General features: G+C 59.2%; 24 protein-coding genes. 4 read left to right on the forward strand and 20 right to left on the reverse strand.

Features of this window, described 5'->3' with window-relative positions; genetic code table 11:
- Positions 1-6 precede the first annotated feature (6 nt).
- Positions 7-546, reverse strand: a complete 540-nt coding sequence (locus tag MWU49_RS16940; protein ID WP_246974667.1) for a DUF1285 domain-containing protein — start codon at positions 544-546, stop codon at positions 7-9.
- Entirely contained in the window at positions 543-1,178 is a 636-nt protein-coding gene (locus MWU49_RS16945) for a TetR/AcrR family transcriptional regulator (protein ID WP_246974671.1), read from the reverse strand. Before MWU49_RS16945 ends, MWU49_RS16940 begins: the two co-directional genes overlap by 4 nt.
- 213 nt (positions 1,179-1,391) lie before the next feature.
- Between MWU49_RS16945 and MWU49_RS16950 the strand changes: the two genes are divergently transcribed.
- Both MWU49_RS16950 and MWU49_RS16955 read left to right on the forward strand, forming a co-directional pair.
- The gene (locus MWU49_RS16950) at positions 1,392-2,513 is read left to right on the forward strand and encodes an aminotransferase class V-fold PLP-dependent enzyme (protein ID WP_246974674.1); all 1,122 of its coding nucleotides are present in this window, start codon (positions 1,392-1,394) and stop codon (positions 2,511-2,513) included.
- Between the two features lie 41 nt (positions 2,514-2,554).
- A complete protein-coding gene (locus MWU49_RS16955; protein WP_246974677.1) occupies positions 2,555-3,406 on the forward strand; it encodes a hypothetical protein in 852 nt (283 codons plus the stop codon).
- Here MWU49_RS16955 and MWU49_RS16960 read toward each other — a convergent pair.
- The 15 genes from MWU49_RS16960 to MWU49_RS17030 form a co-directional block, all read right to left on the reverse strand.
- Complete coding sequence (locus tag MWU49_RS16960; protein ID WP_281502371.1) at positions 3,362-5,014, reverse strand: serine protease; 1,653 nt, start codon at positions 5,012-5,014, stop codon at positions 3,362-3,364. The two genes, MWU49_RS16955 and MWU49_RS16960, sit on opposite strands and share 45 nt — an antisense overlap.
- A gap of 345 nt (positions 5,015-5,359) precedes the next feature.
- The gene (gene rmuC / locus MWU49_RS16965) at positions 5,360-6,679 is read right to left on the reverse strand and encodes a DNA recombination protein RmuC (protein ID WP_246974683.1); all 1,320 of its coding nucleotides are present in this window, start codon (positions 6,677-6,679) and stop codon (positions 5,360-5,362) included.
- A complete protein-coding gene (locus MWU49_RS16970) occupies positions 6,676-7,467 on the reverse strand; it encodes a TatD family hydrolase (RefSeq protein WP_246974686.1) in 792 nt (263 codons plus the stop codon). Before MWU49_RS16970 ends, rmuC begins: the two co-directional genes overlap by 4 nt.
- Before the next feature lie 174 nt (positions 7,468-7,641).
- Positions 7,642-7,989 carry a PilZ domain-containing protein gene (locus MWU49_RS16975; protein ID WP_035233973.1) on the reverse strand — a complete coding sequence of 116 codons (348 nt, stop codon included), beginning with the start codon at positions 7,987-7,989 and terminating at the stop codon, positions 7,642-7,644.
- A gap of 80 nt (positions 7,990-8,069) precedes the next feature.
- The gene (locus MWU49_RS16980) at positions 8,070-9,068 is read right to left on the reverse strand and encodes a DNA polymerase III subunit delta' (RefSeq protein ID WP_246974689.1); all 999 of its coding nucleotides are present in this window, start codon (positions 9,066-9,068) and stop codon (positions 8,070-8,072) included.
- Positions 9,059-9,685, reverse strand: a complete 627-nt coding sequence (tmk, locus tag MWU49_RS16985) for a dTMP kinase (protein ID WP_246974692.1) — start codon at positions 9,683-9,685, stop codon at positions 9,059-9,061. The genes MWU49_RS16980 and tmk overlap by 10 nt, the downstream gene beginning before the upstream one ends.
- Entirely contained in the window at positions 9,682-10,740 is a 1,059-nt protein-coding gene (mltG, locus tag MWU49_RS16990) for an endolytic transglycosylase MltG (RefSeq protein WP_246974695.1), read from the reverse strand. Before mltG ends, tmk begins: the two co-directional genes overlap by 4 nt.
- Before the next feature lie 111 nt (positions 10,741-10,851).
- The gene (gene pabC, locus MWU49_RS16995; RefSeq protein ID WP_246974698.1) at positions 10,852-11,667 is read right to left on the reverse strand and encodes an aminodeoxychorismate lyase; all 816 of its coding nucleotides are present in this window, start codon (positions 11,665-11,667) and stop codon (positions 10,852-10,854) included.
- Between the two features lie 21 nt (positions 11,668-11,688).
- Positions 11,689-12,927 carry a beta-ketoacyl-ACP synthase II gene (gene fabF, locus MWU49_RS17000; protein ID WP_246974702.1) on the reverse strand — a complete coding sequence of 413 codons (1,239 nt, stop codon included), beginning with the start codon at positions 12,925-12,927 and terminating at the stop codon, positions 11,689-11,691.
- A gap of 213 nt (positions 12,928-13,140) precedes the next feature.
- Positions 13,141-13,374 (reverse strand): acyl carrier protein, encoded by a 234-nt coding sequence (acpP, locus tag MWU49_RS17005; protein ID WP_035233967.1) that lies wholly within the window; start codon positions 13,372-13,374, stop codon positions 13,141-13,143.
- Positions 13,375-13,561: 187 nt separating this feature from the next.
- On the reverse strand, positions 13,562-14,293 hold the full coding sequence (fabG, locus tag MWU49_RS17010; RefSeq protein ID WP_246974705.1) for a 3-oxoacyl-ACP reductase FabG: 732 nt from the start codon (positions 14,291-14,293) through the stop codon (positions 13,562-13,564).
- 24 nt (positions 14,294-14,317) lie between these two features.
- Positions 14,318-15,244, reverse strand: a complete 927-nt coding sequence (gene fabD / locus MWU49_RS17015; protein WP_246974708.1) for an ACP S-malonyltransferase — start codon at positions 15,242-15,244, stop codon at positions 14,318-14,320.
- A gap of 82 nt (positions 15,245-15,326) precedes the next feature.
- Positions 15,327-16,358, reverse strand: coding sequence for a phosphate acyltransferase PlsX (gene plsX, locus MWU49_RS17020; protein ID WP_246974712.1), 1,032 nt, complete (start codon positions 16,356-16,358; stop codon positions 15,327-15,329).
- Positions 16,359-16,528: 170 nt separating this feature from the next.
- Complete coding sequence (rpmF, locus tag MWU49_RS17025; protein WP_246974714.1) at positions 16,529-16,720, reverse strand: 50S ribosomal protein L32; 192 nt, start codon at positions 16,718-16,720, stop codon at positions 16,529-16,531.
- Positions 16,721-16,753: 33 nt separating this feature from the next.
- Positions 16,754-17,269: a YceD family protein gene (locus MWU49_RS17030; protein ID WP_246974717.1), complete on the reverse strand. Its 516-nt coding sequence runs from the start codon at positions 17,267-17,269 to the stop codon at positions 16,754-16,756.
- A 221-nt stretch (positions 17,270-17,490) separates the two neighbouring features.
- Here MWU49_RS17030 and MWU49_RS17035 point away from each other — a divergent pair, with 221 nt between their 5' ends.
- A complete protein-coding gene (locus tag MWU49_RS17035) occupies positions 17,491-18,081 on the forward strand; it encodes a nucleoside triphosphate pyrophosphatase (protein ID WP_246974720.1) in 591 nt (196 codons plus the stop codon).
- A 206-nt stretch (positions 18,082-18,287) separates the two neighbouring features.
- Here the strand turns inward: MWU49_RS17035 and MWU49_RS17040 are convergent, their stop codons facing one another.
- The 3 genes from MWU49_RS17040 to MWU49_RS17050 all read right to left on the reverse strand — a co-directional run bounded on the left by MWU49_RS17040 (position 18,288) and on the right by MWU49_RS17050 (position 21,109).
- Positions 18,288-19,268, reverse strand: a complete 981-nt coding sequence (locus tag MWU49_RS17040; protein ID WP_246974723.1) for a S49 family peptidase — start codon at positions 19,266-19,268, stop codon at positions 18,288-18,290.
- Complete coding sequence (locus MWU49_RS17045; protein ID WP_246974726.1) at positions 19,269-19,949, reverse strand: HAD-IA family hydrolase; 681 nt, start codon at positions 19,947-19,949, stop codon at positions 19,269-19,271. It lies immediately after the preceding gene.
- A 203-nt stretch (positions 19,950-20,152) separates the two neighbouring features.
- On the reverse strand, positions 20,153-21,109 hold the full coding sequence (locus MWU49_RS17050; protein ID WP_246974729.1) for an RluA family pseudouridine synthase: 957 nt from the start codon (positions 21,107-21,109) through the stop codon (positions 20,153-20,155).
- A gap of 762 nt (positions 21,110-21,871) precedes the next feature.
- On the opposite strand from MWU49_RS17050, the gene rne reads away from it, so the two are divergent.
- Entirely contained in the window at positions 21,872-24,994 is a 3,123-nt protein-coding gene (gene rne, locus MWU49_RS17055) for a ribonuclease E (protein WP_246974732.1), read from the forward strand.
- Positions 24,995-25,235: the final 241 nt, after the last annotated feature.

Consider the following 25,235-nt stretch of genomic DNA (forward strand, 5'->3'; position numbering starts at 1 on the left):
TGTTAACTATTCCAGAGCCCCCAACTCAAACCCCACCCCTCCACTCTCAACCACCAACCGTCCATCCTCTTCCCTTCCCCAGTCAATCAGCTGGTAAAAGGCACTGCGGCCAATCAGGGCGTCAAGGTTCTTGCGCACGGTAATGTAGGGGGACGGTTCGCCGCTGTGCGGATCGGTTTCAACCCGGATAGGGTGTTCGGCGGAGGCCACCACATGGCTGCCCACATTGGTGGTGAAAACCAGTTTGCCATCCACCTGCTGCACTTCGCCGGCGACGAAGGGAGCATCGTCAACCTGGATGCGCAGTTTTTCCACTGGAGTGATCAGGAAATAGTCTTCCCCTTCACGCAACAGGATGGTGGAAAACAGCGCCACCATCCGTTCGCGCTCAATGGGCGAGCCCTCATAGAACCAGGTACCATCGCGGGCAATGCGCATGTCGATATCCGCATGTCGCTCCGGCTTCCATTCCTCCACCGGCGGCAGCCCCTGTTCATCCCTGTCGGCCTTTTCCAGCAGGGAGAACAGATCATCAGTACGACTCATCGCGGGCCCCGCTGCCCCTTGTTGCCCATGCGGATGCCGATTTCGATAAGGAAATCGAGAAAGTCTTCCTTGTCATCGATCAGGCGCTTGTAGAACGGGGATTCCATCAATGCCACCGCCCCATGGGCCAGCGCCCAGGCGGAGCAGATGTGATAGATCGGTGGCACGTCTTCCAGCGAGCCTTCTGCCATCCGCGCTTCCACGATCTCGGTGAGACGGGCGAAGTTGGCCTCACGGATGCTGTGCAATTTTTCCACCAGCTCCGGCAGCGCATGATCCTTGATCACCTTGTTCTCGAGACGATCGAACAGCTGATAGCGCTTGGGGTCAGAAATGCGGAAGCGGAAGTATTCCCGCACCAGCCTCTCCTTGTTGTCCGCATCCGAGATCTGCTTGAACACCTCCGCCAGGTCCTCTTCATAGCGGATCATCAACAGCAGGTAGATCTCGTTCTTGGTTTCGAAGTGCTTGTAGATGGTGCCCTTGCCGATGCCTACCCGGTCAGCAATCATCTCTACAGTCACCCGGTCTTCGCCTTCCTCCAGAAACAGTTCCAGAGCAGCATCCAGAATCTGGCGTTCACGCTGACGAAATTCCTGCGCTTTGCGCGTGGCCTTTTCCAGGTCACCCATCCATATCTCCTTGAGATCAACAGGGCGCATCGCCCCGAAACCATCCCGGTTCAGGCGGCCCTGGGCTGCCTGGCATCATCCGGTGTTCTGCAGTCACAATTCTAACGTATTCCGATTTGGTGCGCATACGACAGCGGCGGATTACGATCAATCTGTTTACCCGGCGCGAAGGCCGGTAGCATGGCCCCATCGATTTGTTCGCCAGGAGTCACCATGAACACCTCCATCCCGGATCATCCTGACTTTCCTCAGCAGGAAGACCTTATCTACCTTAATCATGCTGCGGTGGCGCCTTGGCCAGAACGGACCCGACAGGCTGTGCATGCTTTCGCCGATGCCAATTGCCATGTTGGAGCACGGGACTATCCGCAGTGGCTCAAGGTCGAACAGCGTTTGCGCGACCGTCTCGCCTGGCTCATTGGCGGCGTCAACCGCGACGAAATTGCCCTGTTGAAAAACACCTCGGAAGGCCTTTCCGTGATTGCCCAGGGACTGCGCTGGCAACCGGGCGACCAGATCATCATCAGCGACCAGGAGTTTCCGTCCAACCGCATTCCCTGGCAGGCATTGGCAGATCAGGGCGTGGAGGTCATCGAAGTCTGCCTCGACAACGACGATCCGGAACAGGCGGTGATAGATGCAATGGGCGAGCGCACCCGGCTCGTCTCACTCTCTGCCGTGCAATACGGTACCGGGCTGCTGATGAATATGGCGCGAATAGGCAAGGCCTGCCGTGATCGCGACATCCTGTTCTGTGTGGATGCCATCCAGATTCTTGGTGCCCTGCCCTTTGATGCTGAAGCCGCCTGCGCGGATTTCGTGGTGGCTGATGGCCATAAATGGATGCTCGGCCCGGAGGGGCTCGCCCTGTTTTACTGCCGTCACGAGCTGCAATCCCGGCTCATCCTGCGCCAACACGGCTGGCACATGATTGCCAATGCCGGTGACTACAGCCAGACGGACTGGCAGGTAGCAGATAATGCCAAACGGTTTGAATGCGGCAGTCCCAACATGCTCGGGGCCCATGCCCTGGACGCCTCTTTGTCCTTGCTGCAGGACACCGGCATGGAGGCAGTAGAAGCGGCCTTGCAGGAACGCATTCAATACCTGATTGACGGACTGCTACGCCACGGGGCCACCCTGCTCAGCCCAGTGGATGAGGAGAAACGCGCCGGGATCGTAACTTTTGTACTACCTGATGAAGCTCCCAGTGATACTTTTCAGCGACTCAAGCGGCAGGGCGTGGTCTGTGCAGAACGAGGTGGCGGGATCCGCTTCTCGCCCCACTTTTATACGGCATATTCGGTCATCGACCGGGCGCTGGCCCTGTTGTAAGCTGCTTTCATTCTGTAACAAACCATGAACAGCGAGCGTCAATGAGCAAACAGCGGGCGGTGTATGAATGGTGCTGTAGACAACTGCAGCGCGATGAAAGTCACAGCGGTCAGCCCAGTGCCGACCTGGATAGCCTGCGCACTGTTATCCGCTCCTGCGATGTGTTGCTGGTTTCCGGCCACAGCAGTCTCGATCGTACCTTCAAGGTGATCGGCGACAGCCGCTATGCGCGGGCAGTTCTGTATGTAGGACGACTGCACGATGTGGCAGATCCCGCTCTGCGCGCCCTGCTGGCTGACTACACCCCTTGCGAACCGGACACCCAACTGGTGATTGATGCCAGTCTCGAGCGAGGCCTGATCGTGGAGCCATTATCCGCTCTGGAAGGTCGTCAGTTACGGGTCTGCCGGGCTCAGGGCCTGAGCGACAATGAAGCCCAGGATGTGCTGCGCTATGCAATCAGCCGTATCGGCGCCGGCGGCGGCCGTTCCTGGGCAGCCTTGAGCCTGATGGCCCTGGTGCCCTGGCGCTGGATGCCGCTACGTTGGCGCTCGGCCATTTACCGTCGCTGGGCCGGAGAATTGATCAAGGCACTGAGCGGCACCGTGATTTCCGATGCCTTCAGCTTTGTGCAATTCCCGGTGCTACCTCTGGTAAAGGAGGATGGGGCCGGTGCCCGCCTGCTTCGCCTGCAACCGCGGGCGGTGACCGCCGCAGACTTCGACCATTCGCCCTATTTTGAAATCATCAAGGCGCCGTTCCAGCTGGGCGCCGTCCCCAAGGGGATGGATGCGGTTCCCTGGACAGGGAACCAGGGAGCGCTGGCACCGGAGCGCCAGCGACATCTGTCACTGGTGGAACCGCCGGCGAGCGGCTCCCCCCACCAGCAGTAGTACCACCAGCCCTGACAGGGCACCGCCACCGCCACCGCTATCAGACGCAACTGCAGTACTGCTGGAGGAGCTGTTACTCACCACGCTACGAGCCAGCGCCGGGTAGCTGGCGGCCTGGGTATCTCCGGCAGGGAAATCGCCGTTGTCGGTCCACACCTTCACTGACACCACACCATTGCCACTGCCTTCCATCACCAGCTTCTGCACGGCCTCCTGGCCCGGAGCCAGATCACCCAGTCCACACTGCACCAGAGATGAACCGTAACAGTCATCCGGCACCTGCGCCTGCCAGCCACTGGGCATCTGGAAGCCCAGACGGACTCTGGCCGCCGCCCTGTGGGTGGCTTGATTCTCTACCCGCGCAGTCATCACCACACTGCCATCAGAACGACGCTGACTGGACACGTTGAGGACCACATCCGGCTGGTCGCTAAAGACCAGCTTGAAGCTCTCAGAAGGTACGTTGAAGTAGTCGTAGCCATCGCTGGACGGGCGCACATCCACTTTGCCGGCCCATTCCTGACCACTATTGGCCAGCTTCAGGGTGATAGCTCCGAGGTCATCGCCCACGTAAAGATTCTTGCCGCCGGAACAGCGTGTTTGATCACTCCCTTCCGCCACACACTTGAGCCCGGTGACGGACACATCCAGTCCCGGTGCATGGTAGATGGTGAGGCCCACATTGGTGGCGGTGTTCAGCACACTGCGATTCACCAGTCCGGCATTAAGGGTCACGGTGGTACCCGGTGCCTGATATTGACTGGCAGGCAGCCCCACGGTTTCCAGATCCACCAGCAGACCGGAAGTGGCACTTTCCAGCCAGTCCAGGTAGCTGTCGATACGGGTATAGACGGCGGGAACCCCATTGGTGGCACAGGTTTCGTGACCGTAGCTGGTAATACCCACCAGCCACTGCTGGCCGTCCTGGCTGTAAATCAGCGGGCCGCCACTGTCACCGCGGCAAGTGTCCTGGGCGAGGGGCGCCGGGTCCATCTCACCGGCACAGATCTGGCCGCTCCACAACTGACTCCATTGACTGGCGCAGTAGCTATCGGAGACGTAATCCAGTTGTACTTCCTGCAGGGTATCGGAGAGCTGGAGGGTGTTATTGCTGGTATAGCCCCAGCCCAGAGCCAGCAGGGACTCTTTCGGGTTGGCGGCGATATCCTTGGTAACCGCCGACTTGGCCAGATCCATGGTTTCCAGCTGACTGGCCGTACCCAGACGCAACAAGGCAATGTCGTTGTGGTAGTTGTCGGAGCGGTAGTAAGGATGAACCAGCACCGCACTCACCGAGTGTTTCTCCATGGCAGTACCCAGGCGGTTGGTCCCGCCAAGGGAAACAAACAGCACATTGGGAGCCACCTGCTGCCCTTCTGCCACCACACAGTGTGCCGCTGTTACTACCCACTGAGGTGCGATAAGTGTACCCCCGCACAGGGTTGCAGCTTCTGACTGATTGCCGGAACGGCTGATTTCCACTTCGGCCATCCACGGCCTTGCAGTCGTTACGTCCTGTCCCCCGATGATTCGGGGCTGAGCTTCAAAAGCCGATACCGTCTGAACGAGCCCCGCACAGAAACACAGAACCAACATCAAACGATACATATAGATACCCTTGTCTACGAATAAGATACACAAGGATACTAACCAACTAACGACAAAGTACTATGTGACTCAGTTCAGGTATTAGTAAGCTGATAAAAAATCATTAGCAAAAATGAGCAATGACCAGCAAGTCAGCGTAGTTTCCTAACAACTTTGCTGCATATGCGTTTATTTTTGACGAAGATTGATACACAAAGAATTGCTTACACGAAAAGACTACTCAGGATCTGTAGCCTGGCGAAAACCCATCAGGCACACGCGAAGGCAGCACCACATTGGAATGGTCCCGGCCACGGGAAAATGAATCAGGAGAGCAGCCGCCTGCAACCAGGCGGCGGAAGGAGATCAGGAGGAGGTGTCGTCGGAATCGTCGTCGGCGCGGGGCAAGGCCCGCCGGGCCTTGGCACCCAGGTCTACCAGCTGGTTTGCCTGTCGCAAAAGGTTGCCACGGCCCTGGGTAAGCCGGTTATGGGTGGTTTCCCAGGCACTGTGGGCCTTTTCCAGCTTGTCACCCAGATCACCGAGGGATTCATCAATCAGGGATACCTGATCACAGATCTTGCCGGCCCGGTCAGCAATATCCAGAGCATTGCGATTCTGGTACTCATAGCGCCAGATATTCTGGATGGTGCGCAAGGTCACCAGCAGCGTGGTAGGGCTTACCAAAACGATATTGCGGGCAAAGGCGTCGGTATAGAGCGTGGAGTCCTGCTCCATGGCCACCATGAACGCCCCCTCGATGGGGATGAACAACAGCACGAAGTCCAGACTCTCGATGCCCTCAAGGCCACTGTAGTCCTTGATATCCAGCCCCTTGATATGACTTCGCAGGGACGCCAGATGTTCACGCAGGGCCTGCTCGCGCTCTTCCTGGGTGGTCGCCGATGACAGGCGCTCATAGGCCAGCAGGGACACCTTGGCATCCACCACCACATCCTTGTTTTCCGGCAACCGCACAATGGCATCCGGCAAGCGGCGCTGGCCGCTTTCGGCCTTGAAGGCCACCTGGGTTTCATACTCCCGCCCGCGGGTCAGCCCGGAAGACTCCAGCACCCGCTCAAGGATCATTTCACCCCAGTTACCCTGGGTCTTTACCTGCCCCTTGAGGGCATCAGTAAGGTTTTTGGCATCCTCATGCATCTGCTGATTGAGCCCCTTGAGCTGACTCAACTGCTCCATCAGGGTCGCCTGGGTTCGCGTCTCATCACTGTGGATCTGGTCCACCCGGCGGCGAAAGTCGGTGAGCTGCTCACGGAACGGCTTCAGCACCCCATCCAGTCCCTGATGCTGCTGCTCCTGCAACTGCTTGCTGCGCTGCTCGAAGATCTTCGCTGACAGGTTCTCGAACTCCTGTTTGAGCAATTCACGGCTCTTTTCGGCAAAGGCCAGCTTCTCTTCCTGCCCCGCCAATCGCTCTTCCAACCGCGCCCTCTCAGCCGACAGTTGCCGGGCATGGCTTTCCGCCTCCCGTTGTTGACGGCTTGCCACCTCCAGCTGGTCACGCAGCAACGGCAACTGGGCCAGCGGCTCGCGTAGCTGGTGCTTTTCTTCCTGCCATTGCATGGCGAGCTGCCCTTGCCGGCGGCGCTCCAGCAGCCACACCAGCAATGCCGCCAGGACAGCGCCGCCAAACGCGGCCAGAGCAGGTATCAGGTAAGGATTCATCGTTGCGCCTTGTTGAACAGGGTGAAGAAATTATCGGCAGTGATGCTGGCCAGTTCTTCAATACTGACGCCCTTCAGTTCCGCCACACATTCCGCCACATTGGCCACAAAGCGCGGCTCGTTGGGCTTGCCTCTAAAGGGCACCGGGGCCAGCCAGGGAGCATCCGTTTCGATCAGCAGTTTCTCCATGGGCAGGGCCTTGACCGTGTCGCGCAGGGATTCCGCATTGCGGAAGGTGACGATGCCGGAAATGGAAATATAAAAACCCAGCTCGATGGCCTGCCGGGCCATATCCAGATCTTCAGTGAAACAGTGCAACACGCCCTTCACTTCTCCACCACCATGTTCGCGGAGCAGATTGAGGGTATCGTCCTTGGCCCCCCGGGTATGCACCACCAGCGGCAACCCGGTTTGCCGTGCTGCCTCGATATGGGCAATAAAATATCGCTTCTGCCATTCCCGCTCTTCCTTGGCATAGAAGTAATCCAGCCCGGTTTCGCCGATGGCGATCACCTTGGGATGCGCCGCCCGTTCCAGCAGCTCAGCCACTGAAGGCTCACGGGATTCCTTGTAGAGCGGATGCACCCCAACGCTGGCAAACACCTGCGGGTACTGCTCGGCCAGTGCCTGCACATCCGGAAAGGTTTCCAGATCCACGCCGATACACAACATGTGGCTGACACCCGCCTCTTCCGTCGCCGCCATCATGGCCGAAAAATCCCCGCCATGGGCCTCCAGATTGAGACGATCAAGGTGACAGTGGGAGTCCACAAAAGTGGCAGCAGGCATATAAAGCTCCATTAAGACCGCAACACGCATCACGCTGCACGCAACAACGCGAAAAAGGTATCAAGCATTAAAACGTCAAAGGCCGCGCTCAGGCATGGGCGCGGCCTCAAGGGTACAAGAATAGCAGAAACGTCATCCGCGTTGTTGCGTGTTGCGTGAAGCGTGGTGCGTCTCCTACATCGTATGCGTCGGTCGGTCCGACTCGAGGGAGCCTGCAAGATGGTTCTCGATGGTAACGCGGGCGGTGTCGTCCTGATCGGAGAACTGCACGCCGATGCCCGCGCTGCGGTTGCCCTGGGCACCTTTAGGGGTGATCCACACCACCTTGCCCGCCACCGGAATCTTGTCTGCCTCATCCATGATGTTGAGTAGCAGGAAGATTTCCTCACCCAGCTTGTACTGCTTGTCGGTGGGAATGAACAGCCCGCCATTGGTGATAAAGGGCATGTACGCCGAATACAGAACTGCCTTGTCCTTGATGGACAATGAAAGAATCCCGCTTCTTCCGCCGGGCATCTTCATAGGATTTGCCTCATGGTCGTTATGGACGCAGTAATCAACCGAACGGCCAGTACGACTTTATTATTAAAGTTGAATAAAGATTAGTAGCCCACAGGCGCAGCGTCAACGCCGGTCAGCACCAGCAGCCACTGCTCGTAGAGCAGTTCCTTGTTGGGATTGGCCCCGGACAGCAACGCCCGGCGCCCTTCCAACACCCGCTGGGCGGCCCGCAACAGGCGCGCCGCCGGCACCGCTGCCGCCAGCCGCTTGAGCAACGGCGCCAGCTGCGCATCGGCACTCTCTTCACCGGAAAGCGACTGCTTGAGACTGCGACCCAGCCAGCCATAGATTACAGTCGCCATCTCGGCGGGATCATGCCTGGCCAGTACTGACGAGGCTTGGGCAGAGGACTGACGCCCTTCTGCCACCGAGACCAGGGTTTCCAGCAGCCGGGAACGCTCGGCAAACCAGTCCGCCTGCTCCAGGGCCAGCGCCTGCAGCGGCGCCCCCTGGGCCGCATCCAGCAGGGACTGCGGGTCACTGGCCTGGCCTTGCAGCCACTCCAGCGCTTGCTCGCGGGGCGGCAGCGGCAAGGTACGCTGCTGACAACGGCTGCGGATGGTGGGCAGAAGCAGGGTTGGCTGATCACTCACCAGCATCAACAGGGTCTTGCTGCCTGGCTCTTCAAGGGTTTTCAGCAAGGCGTTCTGGGCGTTGCGATTCAGAGCTTCCGCCGGTGCCACGATGGCAATCCGGTAGCCATCATACTGGGCGGTACGGGTCGCAAAGCTGACCAGCTGGCGCACCTGATCGATCTTGATGGCCTTGCTGCCCTCTTCCGGGCTCAGGCGGTGATAGTCGGGGTGGGTGCCCGCTGTGCTCAGCTGACAGCCCTGACACTTGCCACAGGGAAAATCACTGCCGCTGCTGCACAGCAGGGTCTGGGCCAGGGACTCGGCCAGGCGCAGCTTGCCAATCCCTTTTGGGCCGCTGATCAGCAGCGCATGAGGCAAACGATCCTGACGATGCTGGTCAAGCAACCGTGACATTTCGTCCTGGTGCCAGGGTAAAGGCACCTGTACCGGCGCCGTTACGGCCATGACAGCATCTCCTCAATCAGCGGCTCGAGCTGGCCACGCACCTGCTCCAGCGGTTGCGCGGCGTCCAGCACCCGAAACCGCTCTGGCTGCTCGCTGGCACGCTCAAGATAACAATGGCGGATACGCTCGAAGAAAGCCTGGTCTTCCTGCTCAATGCGATCCAGCGCCGCCCGTTTACCGGCACGGGCCATGCCCACTTCCACAGGCACATCGAACAGGATGGTCATGTGTGGTTGATGATCCGCTACCACCAGCTTTTCCAGTGCGGCAATCGCACTCTGATCGAGACCGCGGCCGGCCCCCTGGTAGGCCCAGGTGGCATCCACAAAACGGTCACATAGCACCCACTCTCCCCGCGCCAGCGCCGGGCGGATCTTTTCCGCCAGATGTTGGGCACGAGCGGCAAACACCAGCAACAGCTCGGTGTCGTCAGCCATGGTCTCTGCGCCGGGCGCCAACAATACCTCACGGATGGATTCAGCCAGTGGCGTGCCCCCCGGCTCACGGGTCAGCAGTACGGTCTTGCCGGCGGCACGCAACTGCTCAGCCAGCCATTCAAGGTTACTGCTCTTGCCTGCCCCCTCGCCTCCCTCCAGGGTGATGAAGCGTCCGCTCATTGCGACGCCCCCGGAGAGGAGCGGTAACCGTTGCGACGGCGCAACTGGTAATCACGTACCGCCTTCTGATGCTCGGCCAGAGTTTTCGAGAAATAATGACTACCATCCCCTCGCGCCACGAAATAGATCGATTCCGTGCTCTGCGGCTGCACTGCGGCAAGGATGGCATCCTTGCCCGGCATTGCGATGGGCGTGGGTGGCAAGCCGAAAATGGTGTAGGTGTTGTAAGGGGTAGGACGACGCAGGTCGGAACGGCGAATATTGCCGTCGTATTTTTCGCCCATGCCATAAATCACGGTGGGGTCGGTCTGCAGCCGCATCCCCTTGCGCAGCCGGTTGACGAACACGCCGGCAATCTCGCCACGCTCTTCCGGTACTCCGGTCTCTTTCTCGACAATGGAGGCCATGATCAGGGCTTCATAGGGCTCATCGTAGGGCAGATCATCCGCCCGCTGGGCCCAGGCATCATCCAGCACCTGCTGCTGACGGGCCATGGCCCGTTGCAGCAATGACAGGTCGCTGGTGCCGCGAGTATAGAAATAGGTTTCAGGCGCAAACCAGCCTTCAGGATGGCGATCCGGGTAGCCCAGTTTTTCCATGATCTGCTGGTCGCTCAGTCCATCCAGAGTATGAGTGAGGGTTTCCTGGGCAGCCAGGCGGGCACGCAATTCACGGAAGTTCCAGCCTTCCACCAGCGTCACACTGCGCTGCAGGACTTCACCCCGCTCCATCTTTTCCAGCAGGGCCAGCAGGGAGTCGCCCTGCTCCAGCGGGTATTCACCCACATGCAGACGCCCATCCATGCCGGTGAAACTGCTGTAGAGACGCGCCCCCAGTCGTCTAAGCGTGGCATTACTGCCTTCACCGAGCAGACCTTCACGCTGTAATTGATATAGCACCCGGCTGAGGCCGGCCCCCTTCTCCACCACCACAACCTGAGGCTCGGTGACACCAAGAGGGCGATGCAGGTAACTGCTTACCCATGCACCGGCCAGCGGAATAGCCGCGACCAGCAGAAGTACCAGCAGTCCAAAGATTCGAATTTTTTTTCGCATAGCGGAATTGTAGGGCCTGTTAACAGGAAAGCTACCGGGAATGTTTTGATTCTGCGTTTAAGGAGCCCCTGAATAACGCCTGCCGCGGCCAGGCGACTCCGGGTTAAAGCCTCAGGCGTCAAAAATGGCATCCACCCGCGCTTGCAGGTTGCGCACCTCGGGTGGCACCTGCCATTGCCATTGCGCCAGTTTACGCACCGGGAGCACCCCGACAACACTGTTGGCCAGAAACAGGCCTTGAGCATGGCGAAGCTGTGACAGCGGCCGCAGATCGCAGCTAACCCCTTCCCCACGCCGGGTCAGATCGTCCAGCAACCACTGGCGCATGACGCCGGCCACTCCCGACCTCGCAGCGGCAAGATCCGGTGTCCACCATCCCTCTTCAAAACGGGCAAACAGATTCATGGCCGTCGCTTCCAGAGGCTGACGACGGGGCGACAGCAGCAGCCCCTCCTGCCACCCCTGCCGGGCGACTTCGGCACGGGCCTGCACCTGGGCGAGGCGATTGAGATGCTTGTAACCAGGGAAAGGGTCTGCCTGCAGAGGCTGTGAGCAAAGCCCCATGACGATCCCTTCCTGGCGGGAACATTTATCCCAAACAGGAAGATCGCCGGTTTGCCAAAGCAGGGAGGGAACCGGATTGGCCGGTGGCAGGTAGCCCCGGCCACCGACACCGCGAGTCAGGATCAGCTTGATCAAACCCGGGCCAGGCTTCTGCGCAAGCGCCTTCTGTAATGCCTGCTCGATCTCAACAGGCTGCGGCGCAGGAATACCCAGAGCCCTGGCACCATCGAGCATCCGCTGACGGTGCAGGGACAGCAAGGGAATGCGGCCATCGGCCGCGACTCTCAGGGTCTCGAACAGGCCGTCACCGTAGGCCAGGCCCCGGTCACGGCTGTCGATGAATGCCGGTTGACGCTGGATCATTGCAACTCCAGTCGCAAGCGGTCAGACCTTCTTGAACAACAGTGACCCGTTAGTGCCACCAAAACCGAAGGAATTGGACAGCGCGTAGTCGATGTTGCGCTCCTGAGCCACATTGGCCACCAGGTTCAAGTCACAGCCTTCATCCGGGTTGTCCAGATTGATGGTCGGAGGGGCGATGGAGTCACGCATGGCAAGGATGGTGAAGATCGCTTCCACGGCACCGGCGGCACCCAAAAGATGACCGATCATGGATTTGGTGGAACTCATGCACAGCTCGCTGGCATGCTCACCGAACAGGGTCTTCACCGCCGCCACTTCGGCCAGATCCCCCATCTGGGTAGAAGTGCCGTGGGCATTGATGTAGTCCACTTTCTCCGGTGCCACGCCGGCATTCTGCAGGGCATTGCGCATGGCACGCATGGCGCCGTCACCGCCCTCGGCAGGGGCAGTAATGTGATACGCATCATCGCTCATGCCGTAACCGGCAAGCTCGGCGTAGATGGTGGCACCACGTGCCTTGGCGTGTTCGTATTCTTCCAGCACCACGGCGCCGGCACCGTCAGCCAGCACAAAGCCGTCACGGTCCTTGTCCCAGGGACGGCTGGCCGCCTGGGGATCATCATTACGGGTAGACAGCGCACGGGCAGCGGAGAAACCGCCCAGGCCCAAGGGAGTGGAGCCCTTCTCGGCACCACCAGCCACCATCACGTCCGCCTGCCCCAGCTGGATCTGCTGGGCCGCAAAACCGATGTTGTGGGTACCGGTGGTACAGGCCGTCACGGTGGCGAAATTGGGGCCCTTCATTCCGTACATGATGGCCAGATTGCCGGCAATCATGTTGATGATGGTGCCGGGCACGAAGAACGGGCTCAACTTTCGCGGACTGCTGTTGAGCATCTTGATGTGGTTGTCTTCGATATTGGTCAGACCACCAATGCCAGAGCCGATAGCCGCACCCACCCGTTCGGCATCTTCCTTGTCCATATCCAGACCGGAATCACGTACCGCCTGAATGGCCGCGATCAGCCCGTACTGGATGAAGATATCCATCTTGCGAGCATCTTTTGGCGACAGATACTCAGAGATATCAAACTCCGGCACAAGGCCGGCAAAGCGGGTGGCAAAGGGTTCGGTATCGAAATGTTCGATGGTACGGATACCACTCTTGCCTGCCTTGATGCCCTCCCAGGTGGAAGCCACATCAGCACCCAGCGGGGTCAGCATACCCATCCCTGTGATTACAACTCGCCGTAATGTCACCCGATTTCCTCCAGTACGTTCAAATTTGGAGCATTAAACTCTATGGAATGCGACAAGATTACTACAAAGCTGCAGTGATCACGCCGCCATTATGTAAGAGGCTGTTAGTCAGTCCATGCCAGCCAAGAGTGAAGGCTACCTGAAAAACGGCCACAAAAAAGCCGCAAGTTCGAGGAACATGCGGCCCTTTTGTGGTGCTCAGCAGCTAATGAATTAGCTGTGGGCTTTGATGTAGTCGACTGCGGACTGAACAGTGCTGATCTTCTCAGCTTCTTCGTCCGGAATCTCGGTCTCGAATTCTTCTTCGAGAGCCATTACCAGCTCAACGGTGTCCAGGGAGTCTGCACCCAGATCTTCAACGAAGGACGCTTCAGATTTTACGTCTTCCGGCTTAACACCCAGTTGTTCCACGATGATTTTTTGTACGCGTTCTTCGATGCTGCTCATGATCCTATAACTCTCCTGATTGATGGTGTGCTAGCACCTGTCAGCGGCTATTCTAGGTGAACGCCGTTTGCGCTTGCAAGCGAACTGACCCGGTGCGATTCCTTCAAGTTTTTCCAAATATTTTTCTCTGTAAAAACAGTGAATTACACTGCCCCACAGAGAGCCACTCTCATGCCCACTTTTGGGTCTAGCCGGTAAACATACCGCCATTGACGTGCAAAGTGGTGCCGGTAACGTAGCCGCCACCGTCGCTGGCAAGCCAGGCCACGGCACTGGCAATCTCTTCCGGCTGGCCCAGACGGCCCAGCGGAATACCTGACAGCAGAGATTCTTTCTGGGCCTCGGGCAGCGCATCCGTCATGTCAGTCTGGATGAAACCCGGTGCCACGGAATTCACGGTAATGTTGCGCGAACCCAGCTCACGGGCCAGTGCACGAGTAAAGCCTTCTACCCCGCCCTTGGCAGCCGCATAGTTGGCCTGGCCCGCATTGCCCATGGTACCCACCACGGAACTGATATTGATGATGCGACCCCAGCGCGCCTTGGTCATGCCTTTCAGGCAGCCCTTGCTGACGCGATAGAGAGAGTTGAGATTGGTGTTGATCACATCTTCCCACTCATCATCCTTCATGCGCAGCATGATGTTGTCGCGGGTGATGCCGGCATTGTTAACCAGCACCAGAGGTGCACCATGCTCATCGGCGATGCTTTTCAGTGTGTCGGCAACGGATTCCTTGTCGGTCACATTCAGCACCTTGCCGGCACCGTTGGCACCCAGGGCTTCACCGATGGCAGCAGCGCCGCTCTCGGAGGTGGCAGTGCCCACCACAAAGAAACCGTCTTCAATAAGCTTGTTGGCAATCGCGCGGCCAATACCGCGGCTGGCGCCTGTGACCAGAGCCACTTTCTTGTCTGACATTCTGTTATCTCCTGACAGAAGCTTTTACAGCCCCAGCGCCTTGTCGAAGGCATCACCGCTTTCCAGCGGGCTGGCTGCAATCTCGCGATCAATCCGTTTGATCAGTCCGCACAGCACCTTGCCGGGGCCGCACTCATAAACATTGCTGACACCCTGCTGGCCCAGCGCCTGAATGGTTTCCACCCAGCGCACCGGTGAATACAGCTGGCGTACCAGCGCATCACGAATCTGTGCCGGGTCAGTCTCTGCCACTACATCCACATTGTTGATGACCGGGATTTCAGCCGCATGAAAATTGGTGGCGTTGAGAGTCTCGGCCAGCTTGTCGGCTGCGGGCTTCATCAGCGCACAGTGGGACGGCACACTCACCGGCAGCGGCATGGCACGCTTGGCTCCGGCTTCCTTACAGGCAGCGATGGCACGCTCGACAGCGTCCGCAGCACCGGCAATCACCACCTGACCGGGAGCATTGAAATTCACCGCTTCCACTACGGAACCTTCGGCGGCCTTGTCACAGGCGGCTCGCACCTGGTCATCATCCAGCCCCAGCACCGCAGCCATCTTGCCCTCGCCTTCGGCAACGGCCTGCTGCATCAGCTGGCCACGGGTACGCACCAGACGCACCGCATCCCCCAGATTGATCACCCCCGCGCAGCTCAGCGCGGTGTATTCACCCAGGCTGTGACCGGCAAGAAAGTGTGGGCGCGGACCACCGCTCTGCTCCCACAAGCGCCACAGGGCCACACCGGCGGTGAGCAGCAACGGCTGGGTATTTTCGGTCTGGTTCATCAGCTCCTGGGGACCTTCCTGAGACATGGCCCAGAGGTCCAGGTCCAGCGCACCAGAGGCTTCCTGAAAAGTCTGCTTGACCGCCGGGCGATCAGCAAAATCAGCCAGCATACCCAGCGACTGGGAACCCTGACCGGGGAAAATAAAGGCAGTTTTGGACATGTCTTATCCTCTTTTCAAGCGCCGCAGTATGCCCGGTTTGGCGTTCACTGTCCGGGCAAGGCTGCAACAAAGTATTGCCGTATCAGGCCTGGGCAGTGTCTTGTGCCGCTTCCGGCGCCAGGGCATCACGAATCAGGGCAGGAACGTTGCGACGGGCTTCCAGTTCTGCCACTTCCAGGGCACTGATAAAGCCTTCCACACTGGTGCCGCCGTGGCTTTTCACCACAACCCCTTTCAATCCCACCAGACTGGCACCATTGTAACGATCCGGATCCATGCGCTTTTTCAGGCCAGCCAGCACCGGCAGTGCCAGCAGGCCGCTGAGCTTGCGCAGCCAGGAAGAGCCGATCTCTTCACGGATCATGTTGCCAATCATCTTGGCCACGCCCTCCATGGTTTTCAGCGACACGTTGCCAACAAAGCCGTCACATACGACAACGTCTGCCTCGCCAGCAAAAATGCCGTTACCTTCCACGAAGCCCACATAGTTCATGTCTGGTGTGTCACGCAGTAGCGCCGCCGCTTCCTTGATCTGCTCGTTACCCTTGATGTCTTCCTCACCGATATTGAGCAACGCCACCCGTGGCTGGCGTTCGCCGTCCACAGCACGAACCAGCGCCTGCCCCATCAGGGCGAATTGCACCAGGTGAGCGGGCTCGGAATCCACATTGGCGCCCAGGTCGAGCATGTGGCAGTGGCCGGTGGAGGTGGGAATGGCGGTACAGATGGCGGGACGGTCCACGCCAGGAAGGGTTTTCAGTACAAAACGGCTGACTGCCATCAAGGCACCGGTATTGCCGGCACTGACGGCCGCCTGGGCCTTGCCGTCCTTGACCTGATTCACAGCCACCCGCATGGAGGAATCCTTTTTCTGGCGCATGGCCACGGCAACGGAATCATCCATGGCCACCACTTCCGAGGCGGGCTCCACGGTAATTCTGGCGTGGCCCTCAAGGCCATGCTTGCTCATTGCCTCAGCCAGCGGTTCCGGCTGGCCGACAAGAATGATGTTGAGATGATCATGGCGGGAAAGCATCTTCGCCACGGCAGGCACGGTGACGGACAAGCCGTGATCGCCCCCCATGGCATCAACCGCCAACGTCACAACCGACATGGGCTGCTTCCTTTATATGCGATTATCGAGGCCGACATTCTGTCAAAAAATGCAGCGGGAAACAGGTTCCCTTGTATCCGCTTACAAAAAATCCTCCCGGAGGAGGATTTTCTGTGGCCATTGAGGCCAAAACAAAACGGGAGCCTGAGCTCCCGTTTGCTTGAAGAGGCTTACTCTTCGTCGTCAGTCTCAACCTGACGAATTACCTGACGACCGCGGTACATGCCGTCCGGAGAGATGTGGTGACGACGATGCACTTCACCGGTGTTGGTATCTTCAGTCAGCGCAGCAGAAGTCAGCGCATCGTGAGAACGGCGCATGCCGCGCTTGGAACGGGTTTTACGGTTCTGTTGAACAGCCATTTCGAGCTCCTCGGGCGTTTATTCAGCCTGAATTTACTTGCCTTGACCCTTTAACTGGGCCAGCACGGCAAAAGGATTATCCGCGTTTTCCTGTTTCTCAGGTTCACCGCTGTCATGCGGTAAAGCTGTCGGGCAAGGGTCATGCAGTGCCACCAACGGCATGGCCAGCAAGAGTTCCTCTTCGAGCAGATCGGTGAGAACCATGGGTTCATCATCAATCAGCCAGGGGTCCAGTCGCTCCGGCAGCGCCTTGGCCTGATCCTCATTCCAGACAAGCGCCACATCAATCGTGGCCTTGATGTCGTAAGTCACCGGCTCCAGGCAGCGCTGACATGGCAGCACCAGTGTCGTGCTGACCTCGCCCTCAATACGCCGATGCCCCTCTTCGTCACGGCCGAACGCCAGCGATATGACTACCGGCTGGTCCAGACTGTCCTTGTAATCCTGCAGGCGTGGCAGGTCGCGGACAGTGAGCTGGCCTTCAACGACGCGACCCTGATCCGCGTATTTACGGGGGTCGAGGAACTGTGGCAGTTGCCCTGAAAACATAAGCGCGCAATTCTAGGGCTGAGAGGCCCTTCTGTCAAAGTTAATGTAAGGGGCTAACCAATTGAAGCGTAAAGACTTTTTCCAAATCACGAAAAACTCTTTGGCTGCACCGGGTATTTTTTGCCCGTTGCGGGCCATTTTACCTGAAATCCGGCCCGGCAAACCTTCTTCCTGCAGCAGAAAATCACTACACTCTGGCCGCTCAGACCGGAGACAGAATCATGACCGCTACCCCCGCCCTGTTACTCGCCTCTTCCTCACCGTTCCGTCGTGAACTGCTGGGCAAGCTGCACCTGGAGTTCAGCCACCAGAGCCCGGACATTGACGAAACCCGTCTTGAGGGTGAAACACCCACCGATCTGGTCATTCGACTGGCCCGGGAAAAGGCCGCCGCCCTGGCAGAGCAGCACCCTGACACCCTGATCATTGGCTCCGACCAGGTTGCGGTACTGGGAGACCAGGTGCTTGGCAAACCCGGCACCCGGGAAAAAGCCATTGAACAGCTGAGCGCCGCCAGCGGCCAGCGGGTCACCTTCCTCACCGGCCTGTGCCTGCTGAATACGGCTACCGGGCGCACCCAAAGCGCCTGTGAACCCTTCAATGTCCAGTTCCGCACCCTGCGACAAGAGCAGATAGAACGCTATGTGGACCTGGAACAGCCGCTCAACTGTGCCGGCAGCTTCAAGTCCGAAGGACTGGGCATCGTCCTGTTCAAGGCCCTGGAAGGCCGCGACCCCAACAGCCTGATCGGGCTGCCTTTGATTGTGCTCACCGAGTTTCTGGCGGCGGAAGGGATTCAGCTTCCGCTATAAGGAGCAGCAAGCTGCAAGCCACAAGCTGCAACACGGGGAGATGCCAACGCCATCCTTCAGGCATGGAGCCCCGCGGAATCAAAAAGCCGCACTCTAGAGTGCGGCTTTTTCTGTCGGCCTATCAGCGCGAGGACCGGCGGCTTCAGATTCCGCCCCCCCCCTGCTCCCGCGTTGCAGCTTGTGGCTTGTAGCTTGCCGCTGCGCAGTTACCGAATACTCGGCACTGCGCCCTCAAGCCCGATCTGGCTGGCAATACCCTCGCCGATGGACACCCCGAACTTGCGCAGGAACTCTTCCATCGGTGAGCGAGACGCACTGTAGTTGACCATCTCATCAGTACCAACCACATCCCGGGCCACATCCCCGGGGCTCTTCAGGCCATCAATCAGCCCCATGGTCTCTGCGCGCTCACCGGTCCAGAACAGCCCGGAAAAGACGTCCGGATTCTCGTCTTCCCTGAGGCGATCACCCCGGCCATCTCGCACCGCGGTGATAAACTGCTGATGAATCTCACCCAGCATGGTTTCCATGTGCTCACGATCCGAAGCGCGAATCGGCGAGAACGGATCCATGATTGCCTTGTTGTCACCAGCGGTGAGCACCCGGCGCTCCACCCCCAGCTTGTCGGCCGCCTCTTCCAGGCCGAAACCCGCCATGATCACACCAATGGAACCCACGATACTGGCCGGGTCCGCATAGATTTCATCGGCTGCAGAGGCAATATAGTAGGCACCGGAGGCACCCACATCAGTGATGGCGGCATAGACCTTCTTGTCCGGGTGGTTGTCGCGCAGACGCTTGATGGCGTTATACACCTGGTTGGACTGCACCGGAGAACCGCCCGGGCTGTTGATTTTCAATAGCACAGCCTTGCTGTTCTCCGCCTCAAAGGCGCGGGTGAGTCCGGTGACGATCAGGTCGGCACTGGCATCCTGATCCGGCGCAATCACACCGTTTACCGCCACCACTGCCACATGCTCTTCTGTCACCGGGGACAAGTTCGATGAGGTACGCCCCGTCATCATCAGCCCCAGCAGCACAAACAGATACGCAAAGGTCAGGAACTTGAAAAAGATGCCCCAACGGCGTGACTTGCGGTGCTCTTCCTGGGCCTGGCCCAACAGTTTCTCAATGAGTTTCCACTCTTTCTCATCAGCAGGACGCTGCGAGGGACTCTGGTTTTCCATCTACTGACTCTCCATGGCCATATCATCCGCTGCCAATAAAGGCAGCAAGTCATTCAATCTATCAATCACTGCGACGGGTTCACAAGGCAACAAGCGCTCTACCGGGTGAGCGCCGTAACTCACCGCGACCCGGTCAACGCCGGCATTACGGGCCATCTCCAGATCGAAGGTGGTATCTCCGACCACAATGGCCCGCTCCGCGGGTACCGCCATTTCTTCCAGCAACTCCAGCACCATGTGCGGTTCGGGCTTGGAGCGACTCTCGTCAGCACAGCGGGATGAGTGAAAGTAGCGATCCAGACCGGTGTTTCCCCATACCCGCTGCAGGCCCTTGCGGCTTTTACCGGTGGCGACAGCCAGTTTCATTTCCTGCTCACGCAACAGGGTAAGCACGTCCTCCGCCCCGGGATAGAGGGCACTGGGAGTGCTTTCTGCCTCGACAAAGTGAAAGGCATAGCGATCACGCATACGTTCGATATCCGCCGCACTCAATACCGGATATAGGGTCGCAATCGCTTCAGGCAACCCCAGCCCGATAATGTCACGCACGGTCTGGTCAGGAAGTGAAGGCAGCGCCAGGTCTTCGGCGGCCAGATGCATGCAGCTGACAATGCGGCCAGTGGAATCCATCACCGTGCCGTCCCAGTCAAAGATCACAAGGTCATATTTCAAGTTCATCATGCATTTCCGGGTAGGTGCGGGATTAACGATATCAGCGATTTCCAGCAATAGTGGATCTGCTTGATGCCTGCCGCTGGACGCCAGACGCAGATTCGATAACCGTGAAGACCGGGCTTTCTGTTGTGCGCTGACTTCACGAAATGCAGCCCGGCATAAACCGGGCACCCTGGTTATTTTCGTCAAGCGTCAGGCATCTGGCGTTACTAATCCTTCTTTTTGCGCAATGCCGCCAGGATGGCGTCGAAATCCTCATCCAGTGGCGCCGTTACCGAGATCGGCTTGCCCGTATCCGGATGGGGAAAGGTCAGGCTACGGGCATGCAGACACAGCCGCCGGCGGCCGATTTGCTCCAGCAGGGCCGCGCCCTTGACGGTGCCGTACTTGTCATCCCCCAGGAGAGGAAAGCCACCAAACTGGCTATGCACCCGGATCTGGTGGGTACGGCCGGTTTCCAGCAGGGCCTCCACCAGCTGGGCATCCCGCAGCCGCTCGATCATGCGGAAATGGGTTACCGACGGCTTACCCTCCCGGGACACCCGCACAATACGCTCATTACCGTTCTGCATCTTCAGCAGCGGCGCCTCCATGGTGCGCTCATTGCCCTTGAAGCCCTGACAGATCAGCCAGTAACGCTTCTCTACCTTGCCGCTCTGCATCAACCGCTGCAGCTTGCGCAGGAATGAACGACGCCGCGCCACCATGATCAGGCCACTGGTATCCCGGTCAAGACGGTGCACCAGCTCCAGTTCCCGCTCTTGCGGGTAGATCACCCGCAAGGCCTCGATCAGACCCAGGCTGACTCCACTGCCGCCATGCACGGCCAGTCCCGCCGGCTTGTTGAAGATAAAGAGATTAGCGTCCTCATAGACACAGGCTCGTGACAAACGCTCGGTAAGCCCGTCACTGACCTTGGGCGGCGCATCGGATTCGCTGGTGCGGATGGGTGGAATCCTGACCACATCACCGGTGGCCAGCCGGGTGGTCTGCTTGGCGCGCCCTTTATTCACCCGCACCTCACCGGAGCGAATAATCCGGTAGATACGCGACTTGGGCACCCCTTTGAGATGGGTAAACAGGAAATTGTCGAGGCGCTGACCGTGGCGACCTTCATCTATAGTGACAAAGCTGACACGATCCGCCGCTGGGGCATCATTTGGCATGGCGCGATTCTATAGAAAGCCGTAGATAGTGAATAGTTAACAGTGAACAGTTAATAGCTAAAAGAAATAAAAACAGACACAAGGATAACCTGCCGCCACATTAGCGCGGGCACGGCTCGCCGGGGCCCTGCCGATTCAGCCCGCGCACTGTTCACTATTCACTGTTAACTGTTCACTGCCTCAACTGATTGATCCCTCTAACCTTTTATTGCTATAGTCAAGCGTCGACCTGAAGTAAGGCAACGGCGACGCGCAGCGAACATTCGCCGTGTGGCCCGCTCCGGCACAGCCGAGAACAACATGGGCCCCGCCTCATCAAGGTCTGATTGAAAGCGTTACCCGCCTGCCCTCTCCCCACAAGGGCCAGAGCCAGGCTGAAACGCTGCAGAGTAACCCATTTAAACAGCGTCCAAGTACGGACCCTGAACATTAACAATGGTGGCCTGCAGCGCCGGTCAAATGACCTGGAAAACAGACAGACAAGAGTTTACATATTGTTGTGCAGCCCTGGAGTGAACAAGCCTCCCACCGCCACAGCAATCGCGTGAAGTATTACTTGCTGGCCACATTGCCAGCCCGATTACGCACTAAACATTGCAAACAACTCGGAGAGACGCTGACTCAGGCACTGCATCACCCAGGAAAGCGAAAACCCACGCACCGCGTGCGCCCTGGCCGTGACAGGCCTGCAGCCCTCCCCCTGGTCTGCTACCGGTTGTACCCCGGCCCTGCCTTGTGCCACCACTAACGTGTGGTAGCACCATGAAACGTATGCTTATCAACGCCACTCACCCTGAAGAGGTTCGGGTGGCACTGGTCGATGGCCAGCGTCTTTACGATCTGGATATCGAACACAGAACTCGCATTCAGAAAAAATCCAACATCTACAAGGGCAAGATCACCCGCGTAGAACCCTCTCTGGAAGCCGCCTTTGTGGACTTCGGCGCCGAACGCCACGGTTTCCTGCCCCTGAAAGAAATTTCCCGTCAGTACTTCCAGAAAGACCCGAAAGACATCCAGGGTCGCATCAACATCAAGGAAGTGATCAAGGAAGGCCAGGAAGTCATTATCCAGGTCTCCAAGGAAGAACGTGGCAACAAGGGCGCCGCCCTGACCACCTTCATCAGCCTGGCAGGCCGTTACCTGGTACTGATGCCCAATAACCCCCGTGCCGGTGGCATCTCCCGCCGTATCGAGGGTGAAGAGCGTGCCCAGCTGAAAGAAGCTCTCGGCGCCCTCACCATCCCGGACGAGATGGGCGTCATCGTGCGCACCGCCGGCCTGGGCCGCAGCGCCGAGGAGCTGCAGTGGGATCTGGACTTCCTGCTCAAGCAGTGGAGCTCCATCGACGAAGCCGCCCAGCAGCGCAAGGCACCGTTCCTGATCTATCAGGAATCCAACGTCATTATCCGCGCCATTCGCGATTACCTGCGCAAGGACATCGGCGAAGTGCTGATCGACTCCGAGAAGGTATTCGCTGAAGCCCAGGGCTTCGTCCAGCAGGTGATGCAGGACTTCCAGAACAAGATCAAGCTGTACAGCGACGAAACCCCGCTGTTCTCCCGCTTCCAGATCGAATCCCAGATCGAGACCGCCTTCGAGCGCGAAGTGAAGCTGCCCTCCGGTGGCTCCATCGTGATCGACCCCACCGAGGCACTGGTGTCCATCGACATCAACTCCTCGCGGGCCACCAAGGGCGCGGACATCGAGGAAACCGCCCTGCAGACCAACCTGGAAGCGGCAGACGAGATCGCCCGCCAGCTGCGCCTGCGTGACATCGGCGGCCTGATCGTGGTGGATTTCATCGACATGGGCCCGGCCCGCAACCAGCGCGAAGTGGAAAACCGCATGCGCGACGCCCTGGAGGCCGACCGTGCGCGTATCCAGCTGGGTCGCATCTCCCGCTTCGGCCTGCTGGAACTGTCCCGTCAGCGCCTGCGCCCAAGCCTGGGTGAAACCTCCAGCATCGTCTGCCCCCGCTGTGATGGTCAGGGCCACATCCGTGATGTGAAATCCCTCGCCCTGAGCATCCTGCGCCTCATCGAAGAAGAGGTGATGAAGGAGCGTACCGGTGAGATTCAGGCCCAGGTACCTGTGGCTGTGGGCACCTACCTGCTCAACGAAAAGCGTGAGCCGCTGCGTGCCATTGAGCAGAACCACAAGGTTCGCGTGGTCATCATCCCCAATCCGAACCTGGAAACGCCCCACTTCGAAGTGGAGCGCATCCGTGACGATCAGGTGGTGACCCAGCTGAGTCACGAGATGGATCTGATGGAAGGCGCTGCCGAAGGCGAAGCGCCCAACAGTCAGGATCCCGGCGTGAAGCCCCAGGAACCGGCAGTGAAACTGATGGCCCCGGATACGGCACCGCCGCCGCCCAAGCCGGCTGAACCCGCAGCCCCCGCCCCTGCCACCGTGCAGAACCTGGGCCTGCTGGCGCGCTTCTTCACCTGGCTGGCACAGGTCTTCACCGCCGAGCCCAAGCCTGAGAAGAAGACCAAACCGCAACAGAAAGGCAGCAAGGGCCAGCAGAACAATCGCAACAACCGTGGCGGCAACAACCGTAACCGCAATGACAACCGTGGTGGTCGTAACGACAACCGCAACAAGCAGGACGGCGGCCGAAACAACAAGGGTGGTGACCGGGACAACCGTAACACCCGCAACCGCAAGCAGCAGGACAAGGACGAAAACCGCAAGGACAATCGTCAGTCCGACAACAAGCGCAACGACAACCGTGATGACAGCGGCAATGAGCAGCGTCGTGGCCGCAATGACAACCGTCGCAACAAGCAGGACGGTGGCAAGGGCGGTGACAACAACGACAATCGCGACAACCGCAACAATCGCAACCGCAACAAGCAGCAGGACAAGAAGCCTGACAACAAGGCCGACAAGTCTGATGGCGAAAACAAAGGCAGCAACAACGACAAGGGCCCCAAGGCTCCCCGTCGTACCGATGCCAAGGACGACCGCCCGCTGCGTGAGCGCAAGCGCCCCGGCAAGCAGCAAGGCAAGGAGCAGAAGGAACAGCCTGCCGCTCAGCAGCCTGCTGCCAGCCAGGACAAGCCTCAGGCCGAGAGAGCCAAGGCTGCACCCGCTCCGGTAGAAGACAACCACCAGATGCAGGGCGCTGAAAGCCATCCGCCCGCCAAACTGGTACCGGAACAGGAACCGGGCAAGGCCGCCGCCGAGCAGAAGCCGGCCCAGGCTCAGCCGCAAGTAGCGGAAAAACCTGCCGAGGCCCCGGCTGCGGCAGCCAAACCGCAGGCACAAGCAAGCGCCCAACCGGAGAAAGCGGAGCAGGCAGCTCCGGCCCAACCGGAAAACAAGCCGGCCGCGGCGCAACCTGCAGCCGAGCAAGCAGCACCCAAGGCAGACAAGCCTGCGCCCCGGCAAACTGAGGCGAAGCCTGAAGCCAAAGCCGCTGCAGCGCCCAAAGCCCAGCCGGAAGCGGCCAAGGCGGAAGAGAAGCCTGCAGCAGCCAAGCCGGTATCACCAGCGGCGCCGACAGCGGAAGCCAAACCTGCCGAGCCCGCCGCCAAGCCGGAACCGGTCAAGGCCGAAGAAAAGCCCGCAGAGCCAGCGCAAGCCGCCGAGCCGGTACGTGCCAGCAACGACCCGCGTTCACCGAACTACAAGCCGCAGCAACATGCGCCGCGCGCCAAGTTCGAGAAGCCCAAGCCGGCCCCGGAGACTGACGGCCTGCCCAGCCGGGCTACCGAGGTGAAACCGGTTGCAGCCCAGGCTCAACCTGCTGCCGCAGAACAGGGCCGTGCGTCCAACGACCCGCGCGCGCGTCGTCGTCAGCAACAGGCAGAAGCTGCCGCCAAGGCCGCCGAGCAGAACGCCCAGCCATCCGAGGACGTGTCCTCAGACAGCTAGGCCGCTCTGCGGCTGCATCACGCTTCACGCAACATGCGGCACGCCTGATGCAAAAAGGCCCGCCCGGGTTACCGGGCGGGCCTTTTTGCATCGGTAAAACACTAGCTATAACCCGCTGTAGATACCGTCTCTCTCCATACCCTGCAAGCCTTCTCTAGGCGACTTGCGGGGTATATTCCTTCTGGTGTTTGATTACCCCGTAGGCAATCTGCACCAGCTTTCTCATGGCAGCCACTACGAT

It is taken from the genome of Alcanivorax sp. S6407 (genome assembly GCF_023016115.1).
Classification (GTDB): domain Bacteria; phylum Pseudomonadota; class Gammaproteobacteria; order Pseudomonadales; family Alcanivoracaceae; genus Alcanivorax.